The organism is Streptomyces sp. a15 (genome assembly GCF_059026085.1).
In genome coordinates this window covers 1-19285 of record NZ_JBWLKM010000074.1, presented here as the reverse complement: position 1 = coordinate 19285, position 19285 = coordinate 1, and the positions used below count along the sequence as shown (strand labels likewise).

Below are 19285 nucleotides of genomic sequence, written 5' to 3'. Positions count from 1 at the left end.
GATCTGCTCGTCGGTCATGCCCTCTTCACCACCCCCGGTCCTGGACCGAAGCCGCCCGGCTGCCTTTGCCGAGTCTTTGTGGCCCCACGCACCGCCGCCGCTTGCCTGCGGCAACCATCTGAAACCATGCTTGCCTTACGCAACGAGCACCGCGGGGAAGCGAAGGGCGCCCATGGCATCGTCGTCGTCCATACCGACCGGAGTGCCGACTCGAGGGAGCCCGGGGCCAGGGCCCGCCGGAGCAGAGGCCGCAGCAGCGGCGGAGGCCGCGGCGGAAGCCCAAGCCGCCGCCGCCCCCATGACCCACCGTCAGATAATGGAAGCCCTCACCGGCCTCCTCCTCGGCATGTTCGTGGCGATCCTCTCCTCGACGATCGTCTCGAACGCCCTCCCCCGCATCATCGCCGACCTCGGCGGCGGCCAGTCCGCGTACACCTGGGTCGTCACGGCGTCGCTGCTCACGATGACCGCGTCGGTCCCCCTCTGGGGCAAGCTGGCGGACCTCTTCTCCAAGAAACTGCTCGTGCAGCTCGCGCTCGGCGTTTTCGTCTGCGCATCCGCAGTCGCCGGGCTCTCCCAGAGCCCCGGCATGCTCATCGCCTGCCGAGCGGTCCAGGGCATCGGCATGGGCGGGCTGACCTCACTCGCGCAGATCATCCTCGCGGCGATGGTCCCGCCCAGGGAGCGCGGCCGGTACAGCGGCTACCTCGGTGCCACCTTCGCGACCGCCATGGTCGCCGGGCCCCTCATCGGCGGCGTCATCACTGACACCAGCTGGCTCGGCTGGCGCTGGATCTTCTACATCGGCGTGCCCTTCGCCGCGATCGCGCTGATCGTGCTGCAGCGCACCCTCCGCCTTCCCCTGACCCGCCGCGAGGTGAAGGTCGACTGGGCCGGTGCCTTCTTCATCACCGCCGGGGTGTGTCTGCTGCTCCTGTGGGTGACCTTCGCCGGGGACAAGTACGACTGGCTGTCCTGGCAGACGTACACGATGGTCGGCGGTACGGCCGTGCTCCTCGGCGCCTTCGTCCTCACGGAGACCAGGGCGAGCCAGCCGATCATCCCCCTCCGCCTCTTCCGCAACCGCACCATCGCCCTCGCCGCCCTGGCCTCGCTCTTCGTCGGCGTCGCGATGTACGTCGGGATCATCTACTTCAGCCAGTACTTCCAGCTGGCCCGCGGCGAGTCGCCCACGATGTCCGGGGTGATGACCATCCCGATGATCGTCGGGCTCGCCGGCGCGTCCACGGTCTCCGGCCGGATCATCACCCGCACCGGCCGGTGGAAGGGCTGGCTGCTGGCCGGTGGGCTGTTCGTGACGGCCGGGCTCGGGCTTCTCGGCACCATCCGCTACGACACCACGTACTGGCACATCGCGATCTTCATGGCGCTGCTCGGCCTCGGCATCGGCATGATGATGCAGAACCTGGTCCTGGCCACACAGAACCAGGTCGGGACCGCCGACCTCGGCGCCGCCAGCTCCACGGTGAACTTCTTCCGCTCCCTCGGCGGCACCCTCGGCACCTCCGCCCTCGGCGCGATCCTCGCCCACCGCATCACGCACTACCTCACCGACGGGATGACCGGCCTCGACCCCAAGTACCGGGCCGCGCTCGCCTCGTCGGACTCCTCCGACAGCATCCCGGACGTCGCCACCCTCCCCGGGCCCCTCCGCCGGGTCGTCGAGAGCGCCTACGGCCATGGAATCGCCGACATCTTCCTGTACGCCGCCCCCTTCGCCCTCGTCGCCTTCCTCTTCTGCCTGTTCATCAAGGAGTCCCCGCTGAGGACGACAAAGGGCGCGGCACCCGCGACCACCCCTCAGTCCACGGCCGTACCGACACCGACACCGGAGTCCTCCGGCATTCCGGTCCGCGGCTCCGTCCACGGCGCCGAACCCGCCCCCGTCCCCCACGCCGCCGTGACCCTCATCTCCCTCACCGGACGGCAGCTGGCCCGCACCCTCGCGCAGACCGACGGCTCCTACACCCTCCACGCCCCCGGTCCCGGCTCCTACGTCCTCATCGCCTCCGCCGACGGCTTCGAACCGCAGGCCTCCACCATCGCGATACACGACGACGCCCCCGTCTCGTACGACATCCTCCTGGCCGGCACCAGCGGCCTGACCGGCGTGGTCCGCGCCGTGCGGACGGGCACGCCCGTGAAGGACGCGGTGGTCGTTGTCACGGACGTGCGCGGTGATCTGCTGGCCACCAGAACCACCGGGGAGCAGGGCGAGTTCGCCTTCACCGAGCTCACCCCCGGCCCGGTCACCCTCGCCGTCAACGCGGACGGCCACCGCCCCCGCGCGCTGGCCGTCGAGATCGGCGGCACCGGCGTCACCCGCGTCGAGGTCGACCTCGATACCGGCGCCCGCCTCCAGGGCGTCGTACGAGCCCCGAACGGCCCCCTCGCCGACGCCCGCGTCACCCTGGTCGACGCGGCCGGCAACGTCGTCGGCACCGCCACGACCGGGACCGACGGGGCGTACGCCTTCACCGACCTGGCCGTCGGCGAGTACACCGTCATCGCCACCGGATATCCGCCCGCGGCGACCGCACTGACCGTCAAGGGCCGCGGAGTCGACGATCACGACATCGAACTCGGCCACTCGGACGCCTAGTTCACGTCACTTCGCGCCACCCGAGTTCCTTTCGCCCTCAACAGGCAACCCCGGCACGGCTCCCACAACTCTCACAGGGTGCTCACAACTTGATCAAGCACATCAAGCACATCAAGCACATCAAGCACATCAAGCACATCAAGCACATCAAGCACATCAAGCACGTCAAGCACGTCAAGCACATCGAGCACACCTGGGAGACGAGAACCGATGACTCACTTAAGACGCTCCGCACTCGCCGCCGGAGCCGCGCTCACCGTCGTCGTCACCGCGGCCGCGGCAGCCCCCGGCGCCGGAGCCGAGACGGCCGCGGCGACCCCCGGCAAGCCGAAGCTGAAGCTGATCGCCGCGTCGAACTCCGTCACGCTCGACCGTTACGAGTGGAACTCCGGCGTCTATCTCGACCTCGGCACGTACGTCACCGTCGACGACGCGCCGCTGGAGTTCAAGGTGACCCGGAAGTCGTACAAGGACCCGGTCGTCGCCCGCCAGATCCTCCGGGACGGGACGAGCACGCGGACCAAGACCCTGCCCGCCGGGCTGGTGAAGGACTTCTCCGGGCTGCGGGGCTTCCTGAACGTGTCGGTCACCGACGCGGACGGCAAGGAGGTGGCGACGAGCGAGGGGACCTTCTGCCCGAACAACGCCTCCGGGCGGCTGCGTCCGGACGCCCCCGCGACCTCGCACTATCCGGAGAGCTGCCCCACCAACCCGTTCACGCTCGGCTCGGTGTGGGGAGTCGAGAAGGGCTGGGCGTCCAACTCCAGCACGGTCGACTACGACAAGCCGGTGGACCTGCCGGCGGGCGAGTACACGGCCAAGGTGTCGGTGGCGAAGAAGTACCGCGACCTGTTCGACATCCCCGACGACCAGCCGACCATCAAGGTGACCGTGCGGGAGGAGAGCGAGGGCGGAGAAGGGCTCAGTACCGCCGCCCAGCACGGTGACAGCCACGGCGCCCACGCCTCCCAGGGCAACAACCACCACTACGGCCCCCGCGGCGCCGACGCACCCACACCTCCCGCCCTCTCCCACGCCCTCGAAGACCGCGGTACGGCACACCACCTGGGCGACGGCACCGGCCACACCGACGGCTCCCGCATCGCGCCCGCGCTGACGCCGAACGCCAAGCGGCCCACCGGCCGGGCCGGCGTCGCGGCGAGCGTGCCCAAGCCGGACCTGCGGTCGCTGCCGGCGTGGGACATCGCCATCACCGACGGCGAGGACGGGGACGTACCGGGCAAGGACTACCTCGCGTTCAGCGCGAACGTGTGGAACGCCGGTCCCGCGCCGCTCGTCGTGGACGGGTTCCGCAGCCCCGGCAAGGACCTGATGGACGCGTACCAGTACTTCTACGACGCCGACGGCAAGCAGGTCGGGTACACGCCCACCGGCACCATGGAGTGGGACCCGCGCATCGGCCACGAGCACTGGCACTTCACGGACTTCGCCAGCTACCGGCTGCTGAGCGAGGACCAGACGAAGGAGGTGCGCTCCGGCAAGGAGGCGTTCTGTCTGGCGAACACCGACGCCGTCGACTACACGGTGAAGAACGCCAACTGGAAGCCGTACAACACCGATCTGTCCACCGCCTGCGGTGAGCAGAACTCCATCTCCGTGCGCGAGGTCCTCGACGTCGGCTCCGGAGACACGTACACCCAGTACCGTCCCGGCCAGTCCTTCGACGTCACCGACCTGCCGAACGGCACGTACTACATCCAGGTGATCGCCAACCCGGAGAACCGCCTCCAGGAGACGAACACCGCCAACAACGTCGCCCTGCGCAAGGTCGTCCTGGCGGGTGAGCCGGGCGCCCGCACGGTGACCGTGCCGCCGCACGACCTGATCGACGCGCCGTAAGCGACACGGAAACGTCGTCCTCCGCTGTCAGGTGCGGTGGCGGAGGACGACGTACCCCTGCGTGGCGCCGACGATCTCGTAGAAGGCGCGCGGGTGCAGCCCGCGGACGTATTCCTCGACGTCGTCGATCGAGCGGTCGGTGTTCTCCAGGGCGATGTAGTCCGGCGTGATGTTCCCCGTGCCGCCGGTCCAGAAGACGCGGCAGCGCGAGGTCAGCCGGCTGATCGGGCCGATGTTGGCCTCGACGGTGGCGCCGTCCGGGATGCGGTCCAGCATGCGCTCGACGGCGGTGACGCGGGCGGGGGTGCGGTAGGCCTCGGCCTCGGCAAGAGCCGACAGGGGGAGGGCGGTCGTGAGCGCGAGGGCGGCGGCCGCGGTGGCGGCGGGGAGCTGGTTCACGTACGAGCGCAGCCAGGGGCGCGGGCTGCAGCGGGCGGCGGTGAGCGCGTCGGCGAGGGCGAGGGCGACGACCGGCATCAGCACCGCGCTGTAGTGCCACGCGGTGCCCCAGTAGTGCTCGTCGCCGGAGAGGAAGCGCCAGCCGAGCGTGGGCAGGGCGACCACCGACAGCGGGGAACGCAGGGCCAGCAGGCCGCTGGTGGGGATCAGCAGCCAGGCGAGCGTACGGAGCTTGGTGCCGGTGCCGTCGAAGAGGGCGAAGCCGCTGTCGACCTTGCTCCAGTAGTCGTAGCCACCGGTCGTGTTGAAGGCCGGGATGACGACGGTCAGCGTGACCACGGTCGCGGCCACACCCGCGGCGGCCACGGCGAGCGCCCACCGGGCCGCGCGCGGGGAGACCCGGCGGGCGCGCAGGGCCACGACCAGGGCGATCGCCGCCACCGTCAGACCCAGGTCCTCCTTCACCAGCACCAGCGGCAGCGCCCACCACAGGGCCCGCCGCCATCGCCGGTCCAGCAGCGCCTCCAGGCTGAACGCGATCAGCGGTACGGCGAAACACACCTCGTGGAAGTCGAAGTCGACGGCACGCTGGATGCCCCAGGACAGGCCGTACGCGATCCCCAGGGCGAGTCCTCGGCGGCGGCCGACGAGACGTACGGCCGCGCGGGTGACCGGTACGGCGGACAGGGCGAAGAGCGCCGCCTGGGCGACGAGGAGGGTGACGGGGGAGGGGAAGAGGCGGTACACGGGGGCGAGGAGCGCCGTGATCGGGCTGAAGTGGTCGCCCAGGACGTTGAATCCCGGTCCCTTGAGATCGACGACCGGCGCCCGCATATGGGCGTACGCGCGGACCGCCTGCTCGAAGATGCCGAGGTCCCAGGAACGGCTCGCCAGGTGCCGGAAGCGGGCGACGGACAGGGCGGCGTACGCGGCGAAGAGGACGGCCGCGAGGAGATACGGGTCGCGGTGGCCAGGTGGACGGGGGCGCCGGTCACGCGGAGGATGCGTGACCGGCGTCGGTATCCGTATGCCCTGGGGCGGGACAGAGAGGGCGCGGGGCGCGTTCGGCAAGGGACGGTCCTTACGAGCCGGAGGGGACGGCTGACACGGATGCGGAGCCCTCCGGGGGTCCGACGGCTTCGGCGGGCGGCTGTCCTGCTGCTGCCCAGGGGTGGCTCGCCCGATGCCTGCTCCTCGGGCATGGGGGACATCCTTCAGCTACTCCTGCTACTCCTGCTGCTCCTGCGATTTGTCCCGCCCGGGAGAGCGACGGCGACGCCTGTTCGCCCGTCCATCGTCGGTCAGCCCGGCTCGTCCGTATGGGCGCGGCGGCCCTGGGAGCGGCTGCTGATCAGCCAGGTGGAGGGGTCGGGCGCCGCGTCGGCGACGCGGCTGGTGTCGACCGTCAGATGGAGGAGGGTGCCGTGTCCGTCGGGGCCCGTGGGGTAACTGCGGGGCTCGTCGGCGTGGAACACCTGGCGCAGGAGCAGCGCGACCCGCTGGGCGACGTCGGGGTCCGCCGCGATGATGCGGACCTCGGCGAGCTCGTCGCCGTCGGGCGGGTGGTCGGCCGTCGAACCCATGTCGGTCACCGTTCCTCTTTCGCCGCAGGTCTGCCGGATGCGCCCCCCGGTCGTGACCACCGTACTCCGGAGGGGTCATGGCCCGGCCAGGAGTTCCCGTACGGGTACGGGGGAAACCGGCCGGGGCTCGTCCGGGTCGGCGGGCGTCGCACATCTGTGTCCGCCGCAGCAGGGATTCCACCCGGGCGACTAGAGTTCTCGTACGGGGAAACTGCCCCATAAGGCGGGCCGCGCCCTGGCGGCCCGCGGGAAGGCGTACATGCCCTCGGAAGACCAGTCGCAGGCCGCCGACCGGCTCGACGACGACCACTACCCGGCGTACACCATGGGCCGGGCCGCCGAGCTGATCGGTGCCACGCCCGGGTTCCTCCGCGCCCTCGGCGAGGCGAACCTGGTCGCCCCGAAGCGGTCGGACGGCGGCCACCGCCGCTACTCCCGCCACCAGCTGCGCCTGGCCGCCCGGGCCCGTGAGCTGGTCGGCCAGGGAACCCCCATCGATGCCGCCATCCGCATCATCGCCCTGGAGGACCAGCTGGAGGAGGCCCTGCGCCACAACGAGGAGCTGCGCCAACCGGAGGAGAGGGCCGACACCGGCAGCGAAACCGGCACCGGGTCCGGGATCGGGACCGAGTCCGAACCCCGCGAGGACGCCGAGTGAATATCTGATGCGGCCATAGGAGAAACCTGACGCGGCCGTGGAAGAAATTCGAGCAGTACCGGGAAAAGGATTCTTGGACGGCTCGGAGACTCTCTCCCGGGTGCATTTCCAGGAGGTCGGCCCGCCGAAGTCATGCCCTGGCGCCGAATTCTTTCCGTGCTAAGCTCAACATCAGTTGCAGTTGTGGTTGCCATTTTGCTGCCGGTTTTCCGGGCAGGTGATCATCACGGCGATGAGGAGATTCGCGAGGTGCGGGTCCCCAGCACTGCCTCAGGAGATATGACATGGCCACCGGTACCGTGAAGTGGTTCAACGCTGAAAAGGGCTTCGGCTTCATCGAGCAGGACGGCGGCGGCGCTGACGTCTTCGCTCACTACTCGAACATCGCCACCCAGGGCTTCCGCGAGCTTCAGGAAGGCCAGAAGGTGACGTTCGATGTCACTCAGGGCCAGAAGGGCCCGCAGGCGGAGAACATCGTTCCTGCCTAGCTAGCGCTACGACAGGGCCCGCACCTTGGGTGCGGGCCCTGTTCGTTTTTCCCGGACCGGCCACGCGCCGTCCCCGCGCTTCCCCGCGTAGCCCGCGTTTCCGCCATGCTCCGCCCGACCCTTGGTGAGGCACCCATGCGCTGTGTGATCGCCCGTTTCCCCTTCGACCTCGTCAAGTCCGAGGTGGAGTCAAAGATGGACGGCATCCGACCGGAGGAAGTCACCGGGGCCTGCGTGGTCATCGGGCGCAAGGTGTTCCCGGTCAAGCAGGTCGGCGAGGTGATCACCCGCCAGGACCGCCGCGACTTCACCGCCGACGAAGTGACCCGTGCACTGGTCCGCCTCGGCTTCACCTGTCACGCGACGCCCCCTCAGGCGCAGTCACCGTCACCGGCGCAATCGGAATCACAGCCGCAGCCCCAGTCACCGCCCGCCTCCGGCTCGACGCCGGACCCCTTCGGCGGAATCGGCGGCTGACACCGGCCGGTTCCCGCTGTCGCGTTTCTTCAATACGCGTCGCCGTCGCCCTGCCAGCATGGCGGACATGGAACTGGCACCTGTGATGGCACCTCTGATGCCCCGGGCCTCCGCAGCCGCCGTGGACGTCGTACGGGGGATCGGACCCGACGACTTGGAACGGCCCACCCCGTGCGCGGAATGGACTGTGCGCACCCTGGTGAACCACCTGATCTTCTGGACCGCCGTACGTGGACACACCGCCGGACTGAAGCAGCCGCCGTCGGACGAGGTCGCGGAGGGGCACGACTTCACCGCGGAGCCGGACTGGGCCGAGGCGTACGCCGTCCGTTCGGCTCGGACCGCCGCCGTCTGGAGCGATCCGCGGGCCTGGGACGGTGAGACGGGCCTGACTGGCGGCGGCCGGATGCCGGCCCCCTTCGTCGGCGGCATCCTGCTGTGCGACTGGCTGCTGCACGGCTGGGACCTGGCCGTGGCCACCGGCCGGAAACCGAGCGTGGACGACGAACTCGCCGCGGCGCTGTACGAGGACGTCTCCGGCAGGGCCGAGATGGCCAGACGGTACGGCGCCTTCGGTCCCGAGGTTCCCGTGCCCGCGACCGCCCCGCTGTTCGACCGCGCCCTGGGCCTGGCGGGCCGCGACCCCGCGTGGCAGCGCGGAGCCTGATCGCGGGCCGGCCGGGGCGGCCACGCCGGTAACGTGGTCTCACCCGCGTTCCGTCGTACGCCCCACTGGAGCCCCAGCGTGAGCAACTCCCTGTTCGTCAAGATCTGTGGTCTGAAGACCGAGAGGGACGTCGACACGGCGGTCGAGGCGGGCGCCGACGCCATCGGGTTCGTGTTCTCGGCCAGTCCGCGCCGGATCGACGCCGCCACGGCCGCACGGCTGTGCCGTCGCGTACCGGAGAGCGTGCTCACGGTCGGCGTCTTCCGCGACGAACCCCTGTATGAGGTGCGGTCCGTGGCCACCGACGCGGGGATCCGGGCCGTACAGCTGCACGGGCCGGAGGACCGCGCCTATTACGACGACCTGGCGACAGGCGGGTGGACGCTGATCCGGGCCGCGGGGTTCGGCGATCATGTGCCGCGCTTCGGGGACATGGGCGAGGACATGCTGCTGCTGGACGCGCCCGTGCCGGGCTCCGGTGTCACGTGGGACTGGTCCACCAGGCCGCCGGCCGGATCCGGGGAGAAGTGGCTGCTCGCCGGTGGCCTCAGCCCGGACAACGTGCGGGACGCCATCGACGCCGCGCAGCCGTGGGGCGTCGACGTGTCCAGCGGTGTGGAGCAGAGCCGCGGGGTCAAGGACCCCGCTCTGATCACGGCTTTCGTCAAGGCAGCGCGCGCACGATCCTGACGCCGCTCAGCCGGAGCCGGAAGCGGAACCGGAGCTGCCGGACGCCTCGCTCGCGGCCCGGCGGTACTCGGAGTTGATGCGCTGGGCCTCCTCGAGCTGGTCCTCGAGGATGACGATGCGGCAGGCGGCCTCGATCGGGGTGCCCCGGTCGACGAGCTCGCGGGCGCGGGCGGCGATCCGCAGCTGGTAGCGGGAGTACCTGCGGTGTCCGCCCTCCGAGCGGAGCGGAGTGATCAGCCGGGCCTCACCGATGGCCCGCAGGAAGCCCGGCGTGGTGCCGAGCATCGCGGCGGCCCGGCCCATCGTGTACGCGGGGAAGTCGTCGTCGTCCAGACGATCGCTGAGCGGAGTATCTGCTGTCATGTCACCTCGTTGACCAACGCGTCGAGGGGCCCCGGTGCCGTACGGCACCAGGGCCCCGAAGGAAATTGAACACCATCTGTCGGCTCTACTGCTCTGCCGACCTGCTTCTTCCGTCACCCGGCCCGGTGAAGGGGCGGGGGTGCGGGGATCGCGGCTGCGTGACCGGGGACCACCTTCCAATCCGGGGTCTTGCGGTACCCGGGCCGAACGTGCTCGGTCCGGGCGATCCTGATGGCGTCTGCTCCTCCGTTCGTTCCGTCCTTGGATCTCGTCTACGACAGAAACGTTACCCACCGAGGAGGTCAATGTCTACCGTGGCAAGGGTAGATTTCACTCGCCTGGAGGGCCAGGAATTTTGCCCTCCGCACATCCCCGGCCGTCCGCCGCATAGACTCGGCTCTCATGCCGAACCCTGACGAGCTGCTCATGTCCATCTCCGCCATGGTGGAGTCCGAGCAGAGCAATCAGATGTCGCTGACCGTGGTCGTCGGAGGTGCCGTCATCACCGGCCGACTGGCTCCCGAAGCCGTGTGGCGGGAGCGGGTGTCGGAGGTCCTGAAGGACTCCCACCACCTCGGCCCGTTCTCCGACGTCTTCACCGCCGGCCGGGCGGAGGACAAGCCCGAACCCGGCGCAGCGCCCACGCATCTGCACTTCCATCTGGCCCGGATCCTGCAGGGAACCGTCGGGATCCCCGAAACGGGCGGGATGTACCGCGTCGCGATCAAGGACGTCAGCGCCTGGACCGTGGGCGACTTCAGCTACTCCGACCACTGATCCGACCACTGAGCACAGCAGTGAGGGCCCTGCCGACGCGCGTCGGCAGGGCCCTCACTGGGGCTGCGATGAGGCGGCTTTCGCCCGTCCTCAGACTTCCTGGGGCTCGGGGCTGCCGAGCAGCGCCGAAGCGGTCTGGAGCGGGCTGAGGACCGGCGCGGGCGCCGGCACGGCCTCGGGGTGCTCGTGGCAGGTGAAGCCGAGGCGGGTCATCGCGCGGGTGACCTCACCGGCGGTGAAGTCGCGGCGGTCCTGTCGGGTGAGGACCTCCCCCACCTGCTTGACGGGGTAGCGGCGGCGGCCGATGGTCACGGACTCACCCGTGACGAGTTCGGGCTTGATGCCCTTCATCGAGTCCAGCACCCCGTTCTTGGTGAGGTCGAACGGGTAGCGGGCGATGACACAGCGCATGATGCCTCACAAAGAGAAGGGGAACGGCCTGACCGAGTGTCCGCCGAGGATGTCCCGCAGTCGCATTCGGTCCGTGTACGCGGAGCTGTCCCGGAGGCCGGCGAGCTGGGCTCGGGTGATCGAGCCGGTGCTCTCGTCGTCCCCGTCGCACACGAGCAGATACTGGACACGGGCGCCTGCCATGACCGACAGGGCCACCTCGACCGTCATGTCGTCACAGACCCGAGGCCCGGACGCATCCACGTCCACCACAGTAGCCGGGACCGGAACCGCCGGGTGCCGCTGCATCTGAACCGATGTCAAAGAGTGCCTCCTGCGAGATGGCGGACATGGCGGGAGTGGCGCGTATGGCGGTCACGACAGAGAGAACGACAGAGAGAAAGGGAGGGGGAGCCGGTTGGGCTCCCCCTCCCCGAAAGCGTTACGCAGCCGAGCCGAAGGAAGACCTCCGGCGCGCCGGCGCGCGGCGCCCGGCCTCGCTCGTGCTCCGGGCCTGTCCGCTCTGACCGCCACGGCTCTGGCCGCTCTGACCACTACGGCCCTGACCGGCCTGGCCACCCTGACCGCCCTGTCCGGCCTGGCCGCCACGGCCGCGGCGACCGCGGGACGAGGAGGACGCGGCGCGGCGGGGACGCTCGACGACCGGCGCGGTGATGACCACCGGGACGCCGGACGGGGCCTGAGCGCCCGTGATGCGGGTCAGCTCCTCCTCGCCGGAACGCACCGGGGTCACCGTCGCGGTGATGCCGGCCGAGATCATCAGCCGGGTCATGTCGCGGCGCTGGTCGGGCGTCACCAGGGTGACGACGCTGCCGGACTCGCCGGCCCGGGCGGTACGGCCGCCGCGGTGCAGGTAGTCCTTGGGGTCGGTGGGCGGGTCCACGTTCACGACCAGGTCGAGGTTGTCGACGTGGATGCCGCGGGCCGCGACGTTGGTCGCCACCAGCACCGTCACATGCCCGTCCTTGAACTGGGTGAGGGTCCGGGTGCGCTGCGGCTGGGACTTGCCGCCGTGCAGGGCCCCGGCGCGGACGCCGCTGTTCAGGAGGTGCTTGGTCAGGCGGTCCACCGCGTGCTTGGTGTCCAGGAACATGATCACCCGGCCGTCGCGCGCCGCGATCTCGGTGGTCGTCTGCTGCTTGTCCGTGCCGTGCACGTGGAGCACGTGGTGCTCCATCGTGGTGACGGCGCCCTGGGACGGGTCGACGGAGTGCACCACCGGGTCGGTCAGGTAGCGGCGGACCAGCAGGTCCACGTTGCGGTCCAGGGTGGCCGAGAACAGCATCCGCTGGCCGTCGGGACGCACCTGGTCGAGCAGCGCGGTGACCTGGGGCATGAAGCCCATGTCCGTCATCTGGTCGGCCTCGTCGAGGACGGTGATGTCGACGCGGTCGAGCCGGCAGTCGCCCCGGTCGATGAGGTCCTTGAGCCGACCCGGCGTCGCGACGACGACCTCGGCCCCGGCGCGCAGCGCACCGGCCTGCCGGCCGATCGACATGCCGCCGACGACGGTGGTCAGCCGCAGCTTCACGGAGCGGGCGTACGGGGTGAGCGCGTCGGTGACCTGCTGGGCGAGCTCGCGGGTGGGCACGAGCACCAGGGCCAGCGGCTGCCGGGGCTCGGCGACGCGACCCGCGGTACGGGCCAGCAGGGCCAGGCCGAAGGCGAGGGTCTTGCCGGAACCGGTGCGACCGCGGCCGAGTACGTCACGGCCTGCGAGCGAGTTCGGCAGGGTCGCCGCCTGGATCGGGAACGGAACGGTCACGCCCTCGTGGCCCAGTGCGGCCAACATCCGCTCCGGCATGTCGAGTTCGGCGAACGCCTCGACGGCGGGCAGAGCGGGTGTGATGGTCTTCGGCAGGGCGAACTCGCCCTGCGGTGCGGTCTGTCGGCCGCCGCGGCCGGGGTTGCCGCGCTTCTTGGAGTAGCTCGAGCCCGAGGCCGAGCCAGAGGCAGCGCCTCCGGTGCGGGTACGGGAGAAGCGGTCGTTGGTGCGAGTGCGCGGGTAGGCGCGGTTCATACGGAACCTTCCTTGATGCGGCACGTACCAAGGAATTCCCGCAGCAGATGAGCAGCGCAGAGAATTGCAAGAACGGGCCGAATGTGAATTCCAACCGGTATGGTCGAGCATTGGATATCGGGAATTCGATATCCGGTTTCGGGCGCGGGATTTCTGTGGTGCGCCCTGGAACGCAGCGAGCTGGGGCCCGCACCCCAAGGTGCGGGCCCCAGCTGCGAAGTCAGCGTCTGATTCAGCGTCAGGCGGGGACGATGTTCTCGGCCGTCGGGCCCTTCTGGCCCTGCGCGATGTCGAAGGACACCTTCTGACCCTCCTGCAGCTCGCGGAAGCCCTGGGCGGCGATGTTCGAGTAGTGGGCGAAGACGTCGGGGCCGCCGCCGTCCTGCTCGATGAAGCCGAAGCCCTTTTCCGCGTTGAACCACTTCACGGTGCCGGTAGCCATATTATTCTCCTTTGGGACGGTGTTCGGAGTTCGCCGTGTGCGCACTCCGGTCGCCGTGATGATCAGCCCGTCGGAAAAAACCTTCTGGCAACCACACCTGCAACTGAGATCGACAGTAGCATGGCGCGATCGGCCGTGCGCGGTCCATGATTTCGCTCAGTCTGTCGGCCGGGGAATACTCATCGCGCCTCGCGCCGATTTCTCACTTCACGGTCACAGATATTGCTCCGTTTTCACCGTATGGGCCGCCGACGGAGGCGCCGGGCGCCTCGTACGGTGATGAAGGCCACATCGGCCAGGAACAGCACGATGCCGATGGCCAGCAGGTAGCCCAGACCGTCCGCCGCCGCGCCGATGATGCCCAGCGTGACGGCCACCAGGAGGAGCAGCAGGAAGGCCACCATCAACTCGAACACCTCCTGGTGCCGCGGGTGGGGGTCACCGGCGCGCGAGTTGGCGTTCGCCGTTGGCACCCGGCCGGTACGTCATGCCGTAGTGCTGGAAGATCTCTTCCTCCCGCTCGGCGGGCAGGACGTCGTCCGTGCCGATGGAAGGGGCCTTCCGTACCTCCCCGCGCGGGTGGGAGACCTTGACGTAGTCGGGCCCGAGGACGGCCTCGTCGAGCGGTACGAAGACCAGTCGCCGGCGGGAGGGCAGACCGGTGCGGACGGTGGCCACGGCCGGTTCGTCCGTGGTCGTGTCGACGTAGATCGCCTCGAGCATGCCGATCCTGTGGCCCTTCGGATCGACCACGTCGTGGTTGCGCCACTCGCGGATGTCGGCTGGACGAATCATGCCTGCTCCCTGTGATCTGGCTCACTTGTCATCGTATGACCGGAAGTACCCTCCGGCACCAGGGCGTACCCGGCCGTTGTGGTCGTGGTTCCGGGCAGCGGACAGCCCCCGGGCTCGTGGCCCGGGGGCTGTCTGTCGTGCCGGCTCCTTTACTTCTGCGGGGACGGGGATGCCGTAGTGGCGTCCGAGGGTTCGGCGGGCAGGGGCTCGAAGGCCAGGGCGTCCCAGGCGATCGAGTCGTCGCCGGTGCCGTCGGCCGTGTCCGAGCTCAGGGAGACGGTCGGGGTGCCGTGGAACTCGTACGAGTCCAGGGAGACCCAGGTGTTCTTGCCTCCGGTGTCCTGGGAGATCGTCTTCTCGACGACGGTTCCGTCACCCAGATCGATGCGGTACGTCGCCTGGCCGGTGTTGGCCTCGTGGTCGGGCAGGTGGACCAGGACCCGCGCCCAGCCGTCGATCGACCGGTCGGGCGTCCAGGTGCCGGTGACGACCGAGTCGGTGTAGGTCGGCACGCGGGTGTGGGTGAACCAGAAGTGGCCGCCGAAGCCCGAACCGAGCTGATGGAAGTCGATCTTCGATGGGTAGACGGTCGCGCCGTTCTGCTGGGCGGAGCCGAAGGTGAACGACAGGGTGCCCCGGCTGGTCCAGTTCTTCTCGCCGGCGCAGGGGTTGGTACTGCCCACCCGGAACTTCACCGTGTTCGGCACGTCGTCGACGATCAGCGCGTTCGCGGGGAGGGTGGAGGCGCAGGACGCCGGGCGGGGTGACGTGGCCTTCGGCTCGGGGTCGGTCGCCTCGTAGGCCAGCACCTCGGTGCCGCACGTGGCGGTGCAGTCCGTCCACGTCGACGCCTCGTGCCACCAGCACTTGAAGTCGTCCCGCTGGCAGGGGCCCTCGGGCTGGCTGGAACCCTCGACCTTGCGGGGCTTGGAGGTGTCGCACTCGTTGGCGGCCGGATCGCAGAAGGCGTCGTGCGGCGGCTGGGCGTCCGACGCCTTGCCGGTCGGCCAGGTGCCGACGGTGAAGGCCGGGCCGGTCGTGCCGGTCGTCGGGTCGGTCTTCTGTTGGGAGTACGCGGCCCAGCCCAGGACCCGCTCCGGGTAGGTCCACAGGTTGGGGGTGCGGGCGTCGTCGTAGCCGGACGACAGGAACATCTTCCGGTCCGGCGGGTAGAGGCCGTTGGCCGGGTTGTTGAACCAGCCGAGGCCCCAGGGGGCGGCCGCGTCAGATGCGTCGGGCTGGTTGAAGCCGCTGTTGTACGCCCACAGCGCGAACCACCAGTTCTCCAGGTACCGGGGGTCGCCACCGTTGGCGAGAATGCCCTGCTTGTACAGCTGGTTCCACTTGTCCTGGAGGATCTGCACACTGGCGGCGATGTTGGCCGCGTAGTCGACGGTGATCGCCTTCTGCTGCTCGGCGGTGTAGGTGGTGTCCGAGCGGGCCATGCCGCTGGTCACCTGGCCGATGCCGTAACCGCAGTCGGCGGCCGACCAGTCGACGGTGTGGACGCTGCCGCCGTTGCCGTAGTAGCCGCCCTGGATGAAGTTGCCGCTCTCGCCCGCGGCCGCCCGGGAGGTGGCCTGCACGAGGTTGGACTCCTGGGTGAGCACGCCGAGCATGATCTGCGCGGGCACCCGGCCGCCGCCTTCGAGCGCGACCGGCGGGAACATCCCCTGCGGGGTGTACGACGAGAGGTCGGTGCCGTTCCAGCCGGACCGGCGGCGGACGTCGAGCTTGCCCTGTACGGCGAGGTCGGTCGCCCACTCGACCATGGCGGGGGACGGCTGGAGCGCCTGGAGCTCCGGGTCGTTGCGGGTGACGGCGCAGGCGCGGTCGGGATCGGTGGTGGTGTGCTCGGGGCTGTCGTCGTCGGCGCTGTCCAGCCGCATGGCGGCCGACGGGCTCTCGACGCTGTTCGTGTGCAGACCGGCCGACGGGTCCTCCGCGACGCTGTTCGTGGTGATGCCGGTCGACTGGTCGTCCGCGCTCCGGCCCAGGGCCGGGGACTGCTCGGCGCCCTGGCTCTGCCGCGGAGCCTCGGGCTTCACCCGGAAGTCGAAGGTCGCGCCGGTGTCGGGTGCCAGGGCGTTGATGCCGACCGGCTGGGCGGCGCCGTCGGCCGCGACCACGGTGACGGTGTCGCCGCCGGCCGCCTCGCCGCCGTTGCTGACACGGGTCAGGGCGAGATCACCGGTGGTGGAGACCTCGGACGCGGCCGGGACGTCCAGGACCCGCCAGTCCTGCGGCCAGCTCTTCGGCAGTACGGAGCCCGGGGTGTCCTCCTGTGCGCCCTTCCCGGTCACGAAGACGTGGCCGCCGGTGCCGTGCACCGCAAGGGCCCCGAGTGCGCCGGAGCCGAGCAGCCGGTCCGAGCCGGCGTCCGTGACCCGGCGGACCTCCACCTTCTTCCCGGCGGCCGGGACCTGGTAGGCGAGGCCGCTGTGCGCGTCCGGCACCAGCCGGAACGGCGTCCCCTCTGTACGGGCCAGGGTGTGGACGTCGCCCTGCCGGTCCACCGACACGACCGAGTCGCCGGTGGCCGCCGCGATGCCGGTCCCGAAGGGCACGGCCGAGGTGAGCTGACCGGGCACGGTCTGCTCACGCGTCACGCTCGCCCGCCGCGCGTCGACGGTCAGCAGTTGCGTGCCCTCGCCCTGCGGCCGGGACAGCACGGCCTGTTCGCCGTCGCCGCAGCCGGGGTTGAAGTAGGCGAGCGAGACCAGCTGCGGCAGCTTGGTCACCGTGCCGTCCACCAGGTCGACCACGGCCGCGAACGCGCCCTGCTGGAAGCCCAGTTGGTCGTTGATCACCTGCCGGGGCGCGTAGACCACCACGGCACGGTCGCCCGACGCCGTCACACAGCTCTGCCCGATCCACTGGTCGGTGTCGATGCCCGGCTCGGACAGGGTGGCCGCGGTGCGCCACTTGTAGGCCTTGGCGGCATCGGCGACCAGTACGTGCAGTCCGGTGCCGTCTCCGTCGTAGGTGACGACGCGGTCCTCGGACTGCCGCCAGCCCGAGGGCAGTTGGGAGGTGTCGGTCACCCGGTCCGGCAGCGGCGTGGCACCGGGCCGGGACGAGCCGGTCAGGGCCGCCGACGCCAGCGGTGCGACGAGCGCCATCGCCAGTACGGCTGTCCCGCCGGCCGCGAGTATGCGACCGCGTCGACTCTTCGGCACCCGCCAGCGGTGCCTTCCTCCGGGTTTTTCACGAGAAGCGCGCAAGGCATTCCGTCCGGGTTCTTTTATCAAGGTCTGGTACCGGCTTGATGGTTCCCCCTGGCCGGTGAGCGGAAGTTATCAGTCCGCTACGGCGGCAGTTGGCGCCCGAGGAGCGCTACCGGAGGGTATCCACGAAATATCCACGAGAGAGTGAGAGCAATTCATCTCTCGCTCCGTAGCGTCGAGTTGCTGTCACATTTCGTGAACTCCCGCCTCGGCCATATGGCTGATCCGCCGGGCGTCGCCCGCGGGTTACGCTGCCCTCCAATTCACCTGTGCGAACCGAAGGATCAGCACGTGTCGTCGAAGAACAGTCGCCTCAGAATTGCTTTCCTGGCTGTCGTCGTGGGCCTGGCCGGCCTCGCCACGGCGGGACCCGCCGCGGCGGCCACCCCACAGCACACCGCCGCGGCGGTGTCGTCCGTCCCCGCCGACTCCGTACCCGTCGACTTCGTGGACCTGCCCACGGCCCCCCTCGCGGCCGCAGGCGAGCAGCACGAGGTCACGGTCACCTACCGCAACGAATCGTCGGCGGACCAGACCGTCGCCCCGCAGCTCCTGGTGGAGTCGCCGGACGCGGGACCGTTCCTCGAGCCCTCGGACATCACCGTCGAGCGGCGCACCCCGGGCGGCTGCTGGAAGGCAGTCCCGCTCGGAAGCCAGACCGGCACGCTGTACACGGACCTCGCGACCGCACAGCGCACGCTGCACGCGGGCGACACCCTCACCGCCGTCTATCGCGTCACGGTCACCGACCCGGAGGCCGAGGGCACGGTGCACCCGAGGGTGGCGCTGTACGGCTGAGGCCGACGCCCGGCATCCGATCACCCTGCACAGCAAGAAGGCCCGGGTCCGATACCCGGGCCTTCTTGTGGTGTTCAGGACGTGCTTGGGGCGTCACGCCGCCGACAGGACCATCGGCCGCGCCGGCCGCAGGGTCTTCATCCGCACCGGCACCGGCGCTTGCACCGGCGCCTGCCCCGAGACCGGCACCGTCTCCGTGCTCCGGTTGCCGCCGGTGGCGAAGACGAACAGGCGCAGGACCACGAAGCGGCCGATGCCGGCGAGGCCGGAGGCGCCGAGGTAGACGATCTGCTCGGTGAGCATCCCGGGCGACGACTGCACCAGGTGCAGGATGAATATCGCGGCGCAGGTCACCGCGTAGGCGGCGGTGGCCGAACCGGCCGACTGCCAGTGCTGACGCCATCCGGCGCGGCGCCCCGACCCGAAGGTGAAGCGGGCGTGCAGCTCCGTGCACAGCAGCGTGGAGGCGACGGTGATCAGCGCGTTCGCCACCGCCCAGGGCATCGACGCGGCCAGCATCGGTACGGCGAGGCCGGAGAGGAGGCCGACGCCGCCGCCGAACAACACGAACCGGGCGAAGGAGGCGAGCGGGCCGGGTGTGGCCTGGGTGCGGGGCGCGTTGTCCATGGCGGTCTCCATCCGGCCGTACGCTGCGCCTCTTGGCCGCGTATGGTTGCTTGACTTACTCAATCATAATTGGATTGCTTGAGTTACGCAAGTACATCTGGGGTCGAGTCCCGTCCGGTCCCGCGGCTGGTCCCGTACACGTCGGACGGCCGCCTCCCATGGGGGGACGGCCGTCCTGGAAATTGCGGGTGCGGTCACGCCTTGGCTGCGGCGGCCTCTGCGGTCTCGGCGGGGCCGTCCGTGGCTGGTGCGGGCTGCGGGGCGCGGTGCTTAGGGATGAAGGTGGCGAAGAGCAGGGCGAGTAGGGCGGCTCCGGCGCCGATGGCCATGACGACCTTGAAGCCGTTCTCCGAGGGCAGGGGGAAGCCGCCGTAGTCGGT

Annotated in this window: 20 protein-coding genes and 1 pseudogene; 9 read left to right on the top strand and 12 right to left on the bottom strand. The window is 70.1% G+C overall.

What is annotated here, in order from left to right:
- The first annotated feature begins 298 nt into the window (after window positions 1–298).
- On the top strand, window positions 299–2623 hold the full coding sequence (locus AC5P09_RS41050) for an MFS transporter (RefSeq protein ID WP_493878795.1): 2325 nt from the start codon (window positions 299–301) through the stop codon (window positions 2621–2623).
- Between the two features lie 210 nt (window positions 2624–2833).
- A complete protein-coding gene (locus AC5P09_RS41045; RefSeq protein ID WP_493878794.1) occupies window positions 2834–4483 on the top strand; it encodes a lysyl oxidase family protein in 1650 nt (549 codons plus the stop codon).
- A 27-nt stretch (window positions 4484–4510) separates the two neighbouring features.
- Here the strand turns inward: AC5P09_RS41045 and AC5P09_RS41040 are convergent, their stop codons facing one another.
- Both AC5P09_RS41040 and AC5P09_RS41035 read right to left on the bottom strand, forming a co-directional pair.
- Window positions 4511–5953 (bottom strand): DUF2079 domain-containing protein, encoded by a 1443-nt coding sequence (locus AC5P09_RS41040; protein ID WP_493878793.1) that lies wholly within the window; start codon window positions 5951–5953, stop codon window positions 4511–4513.
- 230 nt (window positions 5954–6183) lie between these two features.
- Window positions 6184–6465, bottom strand: coding sequence for a hypothetical protein (locus AC5P09_RS41035; protein ID WP_266448273.1), 282 nt, complete (start codon window positions 6463–6465; stop codon window positions 6184–6186).
- A gap of 259 nt (window positions 6466–6724) precedes the next feature.
- Here AC5P09_RS41035 and AC5P09_RS41030 point away from each other — a divergent pair, with 259 nt between their 5' ends.
- From AC5P09_RS41030 to AC5P09_RS41010, 5 genes are all read left to right on the top strand, one after another.
- Window positions 6725–7123 (top strand): MerR family transcriptional regulator, encoded by a 399-nt coding sequence (locus AC5P09_RS41030; RefSeq protein ID WP_493878792.1) that lies wholly within the window; start codon window positions 6725–6727, stop codon window positions 7121–7123.
- Window positions 7124–7407: 284 nt separating this feature from the next.
- Window positions 7408–7611: a cold-shock protein gene (locus tag AC5P09_RS41025; protein ID WP_010986199.1), complete on the top strand. Its 204-nt coding sequence runs from the start codon at window positions 7408–7410 to the stop codon at window positions 7609–7611.
- Window positions 7612–7746: 135 nt separating this feature from the next.
- On the top strand, window positions 7747–8088 hold the full coding sequence (locus tag AC5P09_RS41020; RefSeq protein ID WP_493878791.1) for an SCO5918 family protein: 342 nt from the start codon (window positions 7747–7749) through the stop codon (window positions 8086–8088).
- Window positions 8089–8155: 67 nt separating this feature from the next.
- Window positions 8156–8755 (top strand): TIGR03086 family metal-binding protein, encoded by a 600-nt coding sequence (locus AC5P09_RS41015; RefSeq protein WP_493878790.1) that lies wholly within the window; start codon window positions 8156–8158, stop codon window positions 8753–8755.
- A 78-nt stretch (window positions 8756–8833) separates the two neighbouring features.
- Window positions 8834–9445 (top strand): phosphoribosylanthranilate isomerase, encoded by a 612-nt coding sequence (locus tag AC5P09_RS41010; protein ID WP_493878789.1) that lies wholly within the window; start codon window positions 8834–8836, stop codon window positions 9443–9445.
- Between the two features lie 6 nt (window positions 9446–9451).
- Here the strand turns inward: AC5P09_RS41010 and AC5P09_RS41005 are convergent, their stop codons facing one another.
- Window positions 9452–9808 (bottom strand): MerR family transcriptional regulator, encoded by a 357-nt coding sequence (locus AC5P09_RS41005; protein ID WP_493878788.1) that lies wholly within the window; start codon window positions 9806–9808, stop codon window positions 9452–9454.
- 402 nt (window positions 9809–10210) lie between these two features.
- On the opposite strand from AC5P09_RS41005, the gene AC5P09_RS41000 reads away from it, so the two are divergent.
- Entirely contained in the window at window positions 10211–10585 is a 375-nt protein-coding gene (locus AC5P09_RS41000; RefSeq protein ID WP_493878787.1) for a GvpU-like protein, read from the top strand.
- 90 nt (window positions 10586–10675) lie between these two features.
- Here AC5P09_RS41000 and AC5P09_RS40995 read toward each other — a convergent pair whose 3' ends face one another.
- From AC5P09_RS40995 to AC5P09_RS40965, 7 genes are all read right to left on the bottom strand, one after another.
- On the bottom strand, window positions 10676–10996 hold the full coding sequence (locus AC5P09_RS40995) for an SCO5918 family protein (protein WP_493878786.1): 321 nt from the start codon (window positions 10994–10996) through the stop codon (window positions 10676–10678).
- A 6-nt stretch (window positions 10997–11002) separates the two neighbouring features.
- Complete coding sequence (locus tag AC5P09_RS40990) at window positions 11003–11206, bottom strand: CBS domain-containing protein (RefSeq protein ID WP_493878785.1); 204 nt, start codon at window positions 11204–11206, stop codon at window positions 11003–11005.
- 211 nt (window positions 11207–11417) lie between these two features.
- Complete coding sequence (locus AC5P09_RS40985; protein WP_493878784.1) at window positions 11418–13016, bottom strand: DEAD/DEAH box helicase; 1599 nt, start codon at window positions 13014–13016, stop codon at window positions 11418–11420.
- 238 nt (window positions 13017–13254) lie between these two features.
- Window positions 13255–13458 (bottom strand): cold-shock protein, encoded by a 204-nt coding sequence (locus AC5P09_RS40980; RefSeq protein WP_030939356.1) that lies wholly within the window; start codon window positions 13456–13458, stop codon window positions 13255–13257.
- Window positions 13459–13691: 233 nt separating this feature from the next.
- Entirely contained in the window at window positions 13692–13874 is a 183-nt protein-coding gene (locus AC5P09_RS40975) for a hypothetical protein (protein ID WP_307680391.1), read from the bottom strand.
- Between the two features lie 22 nt (window positions 13875–13896).
- Complete coding sequence (locus AC5P09_RS40970) at window positions 13897–14253, bottom strand: PRC-barrel domain-containing protein (RefSeq protein WP_411152290.1); 357 nt, start codon at window positions 14251–14253, stop codon at window positions 13897–13899.
- A 149-nt stretch (window positions 14254–14402) separates the two neighbouring features.
- Window positions 14403–17432, bottom strand: coding sequence for a golvesin C-terminal-like domain-containing protein (locus AC5P09_RS40965; RefSeq protein WP_493878783.1), 3030 nt, complete (start codon window positions 17430–17432; stop codon window positions 14403–14405).
- A 339-nt stretch (window positions 17433–17771) separates the two neighbouring features.
- On the opposite strand from AC5P09_RS40965, the gene AC5P09_RS40960 reads away from it, so the two are divergent.
- Window positions 17772–18278 (top strand): signal peptide protein, encoded by a 507-nt coding sequence (locus tag AC5P09_RS40960; RefSeq protein ID WP_493878782.1) that lies wholly within the window; start codon window positions 17772–17774, stop codon window positions 18276–18278.
- Between the two features lie 93 nt (window positions 18279–18371).
- Here AC5P09_RS40960 and AC5P09_RS40955 read toward each other — a convergent pair whose 3' ends face one another.
- Both AC5P09_RS40955 and AC5P09_RS40950 read right to left on the bottom strand, forming a co-directional pair.
- Window positions 18372–18905, bottom strand: coding sequence for a GtrA family protein (locus tag AC5P09_RS40955; RefSeq protein ID WP_493878781.1), 534 nt, complete (start codon window positions 18903–18905; stop codon window positions 18372–18374).
- 194 nt (window positions 18906–19099) lie between these two features.
- A pseudogene (locus tag AC5P09_RS40950) lies at window positions 19100–19285 on the bottom strand (MFS transporter); the annotation flags it as partial.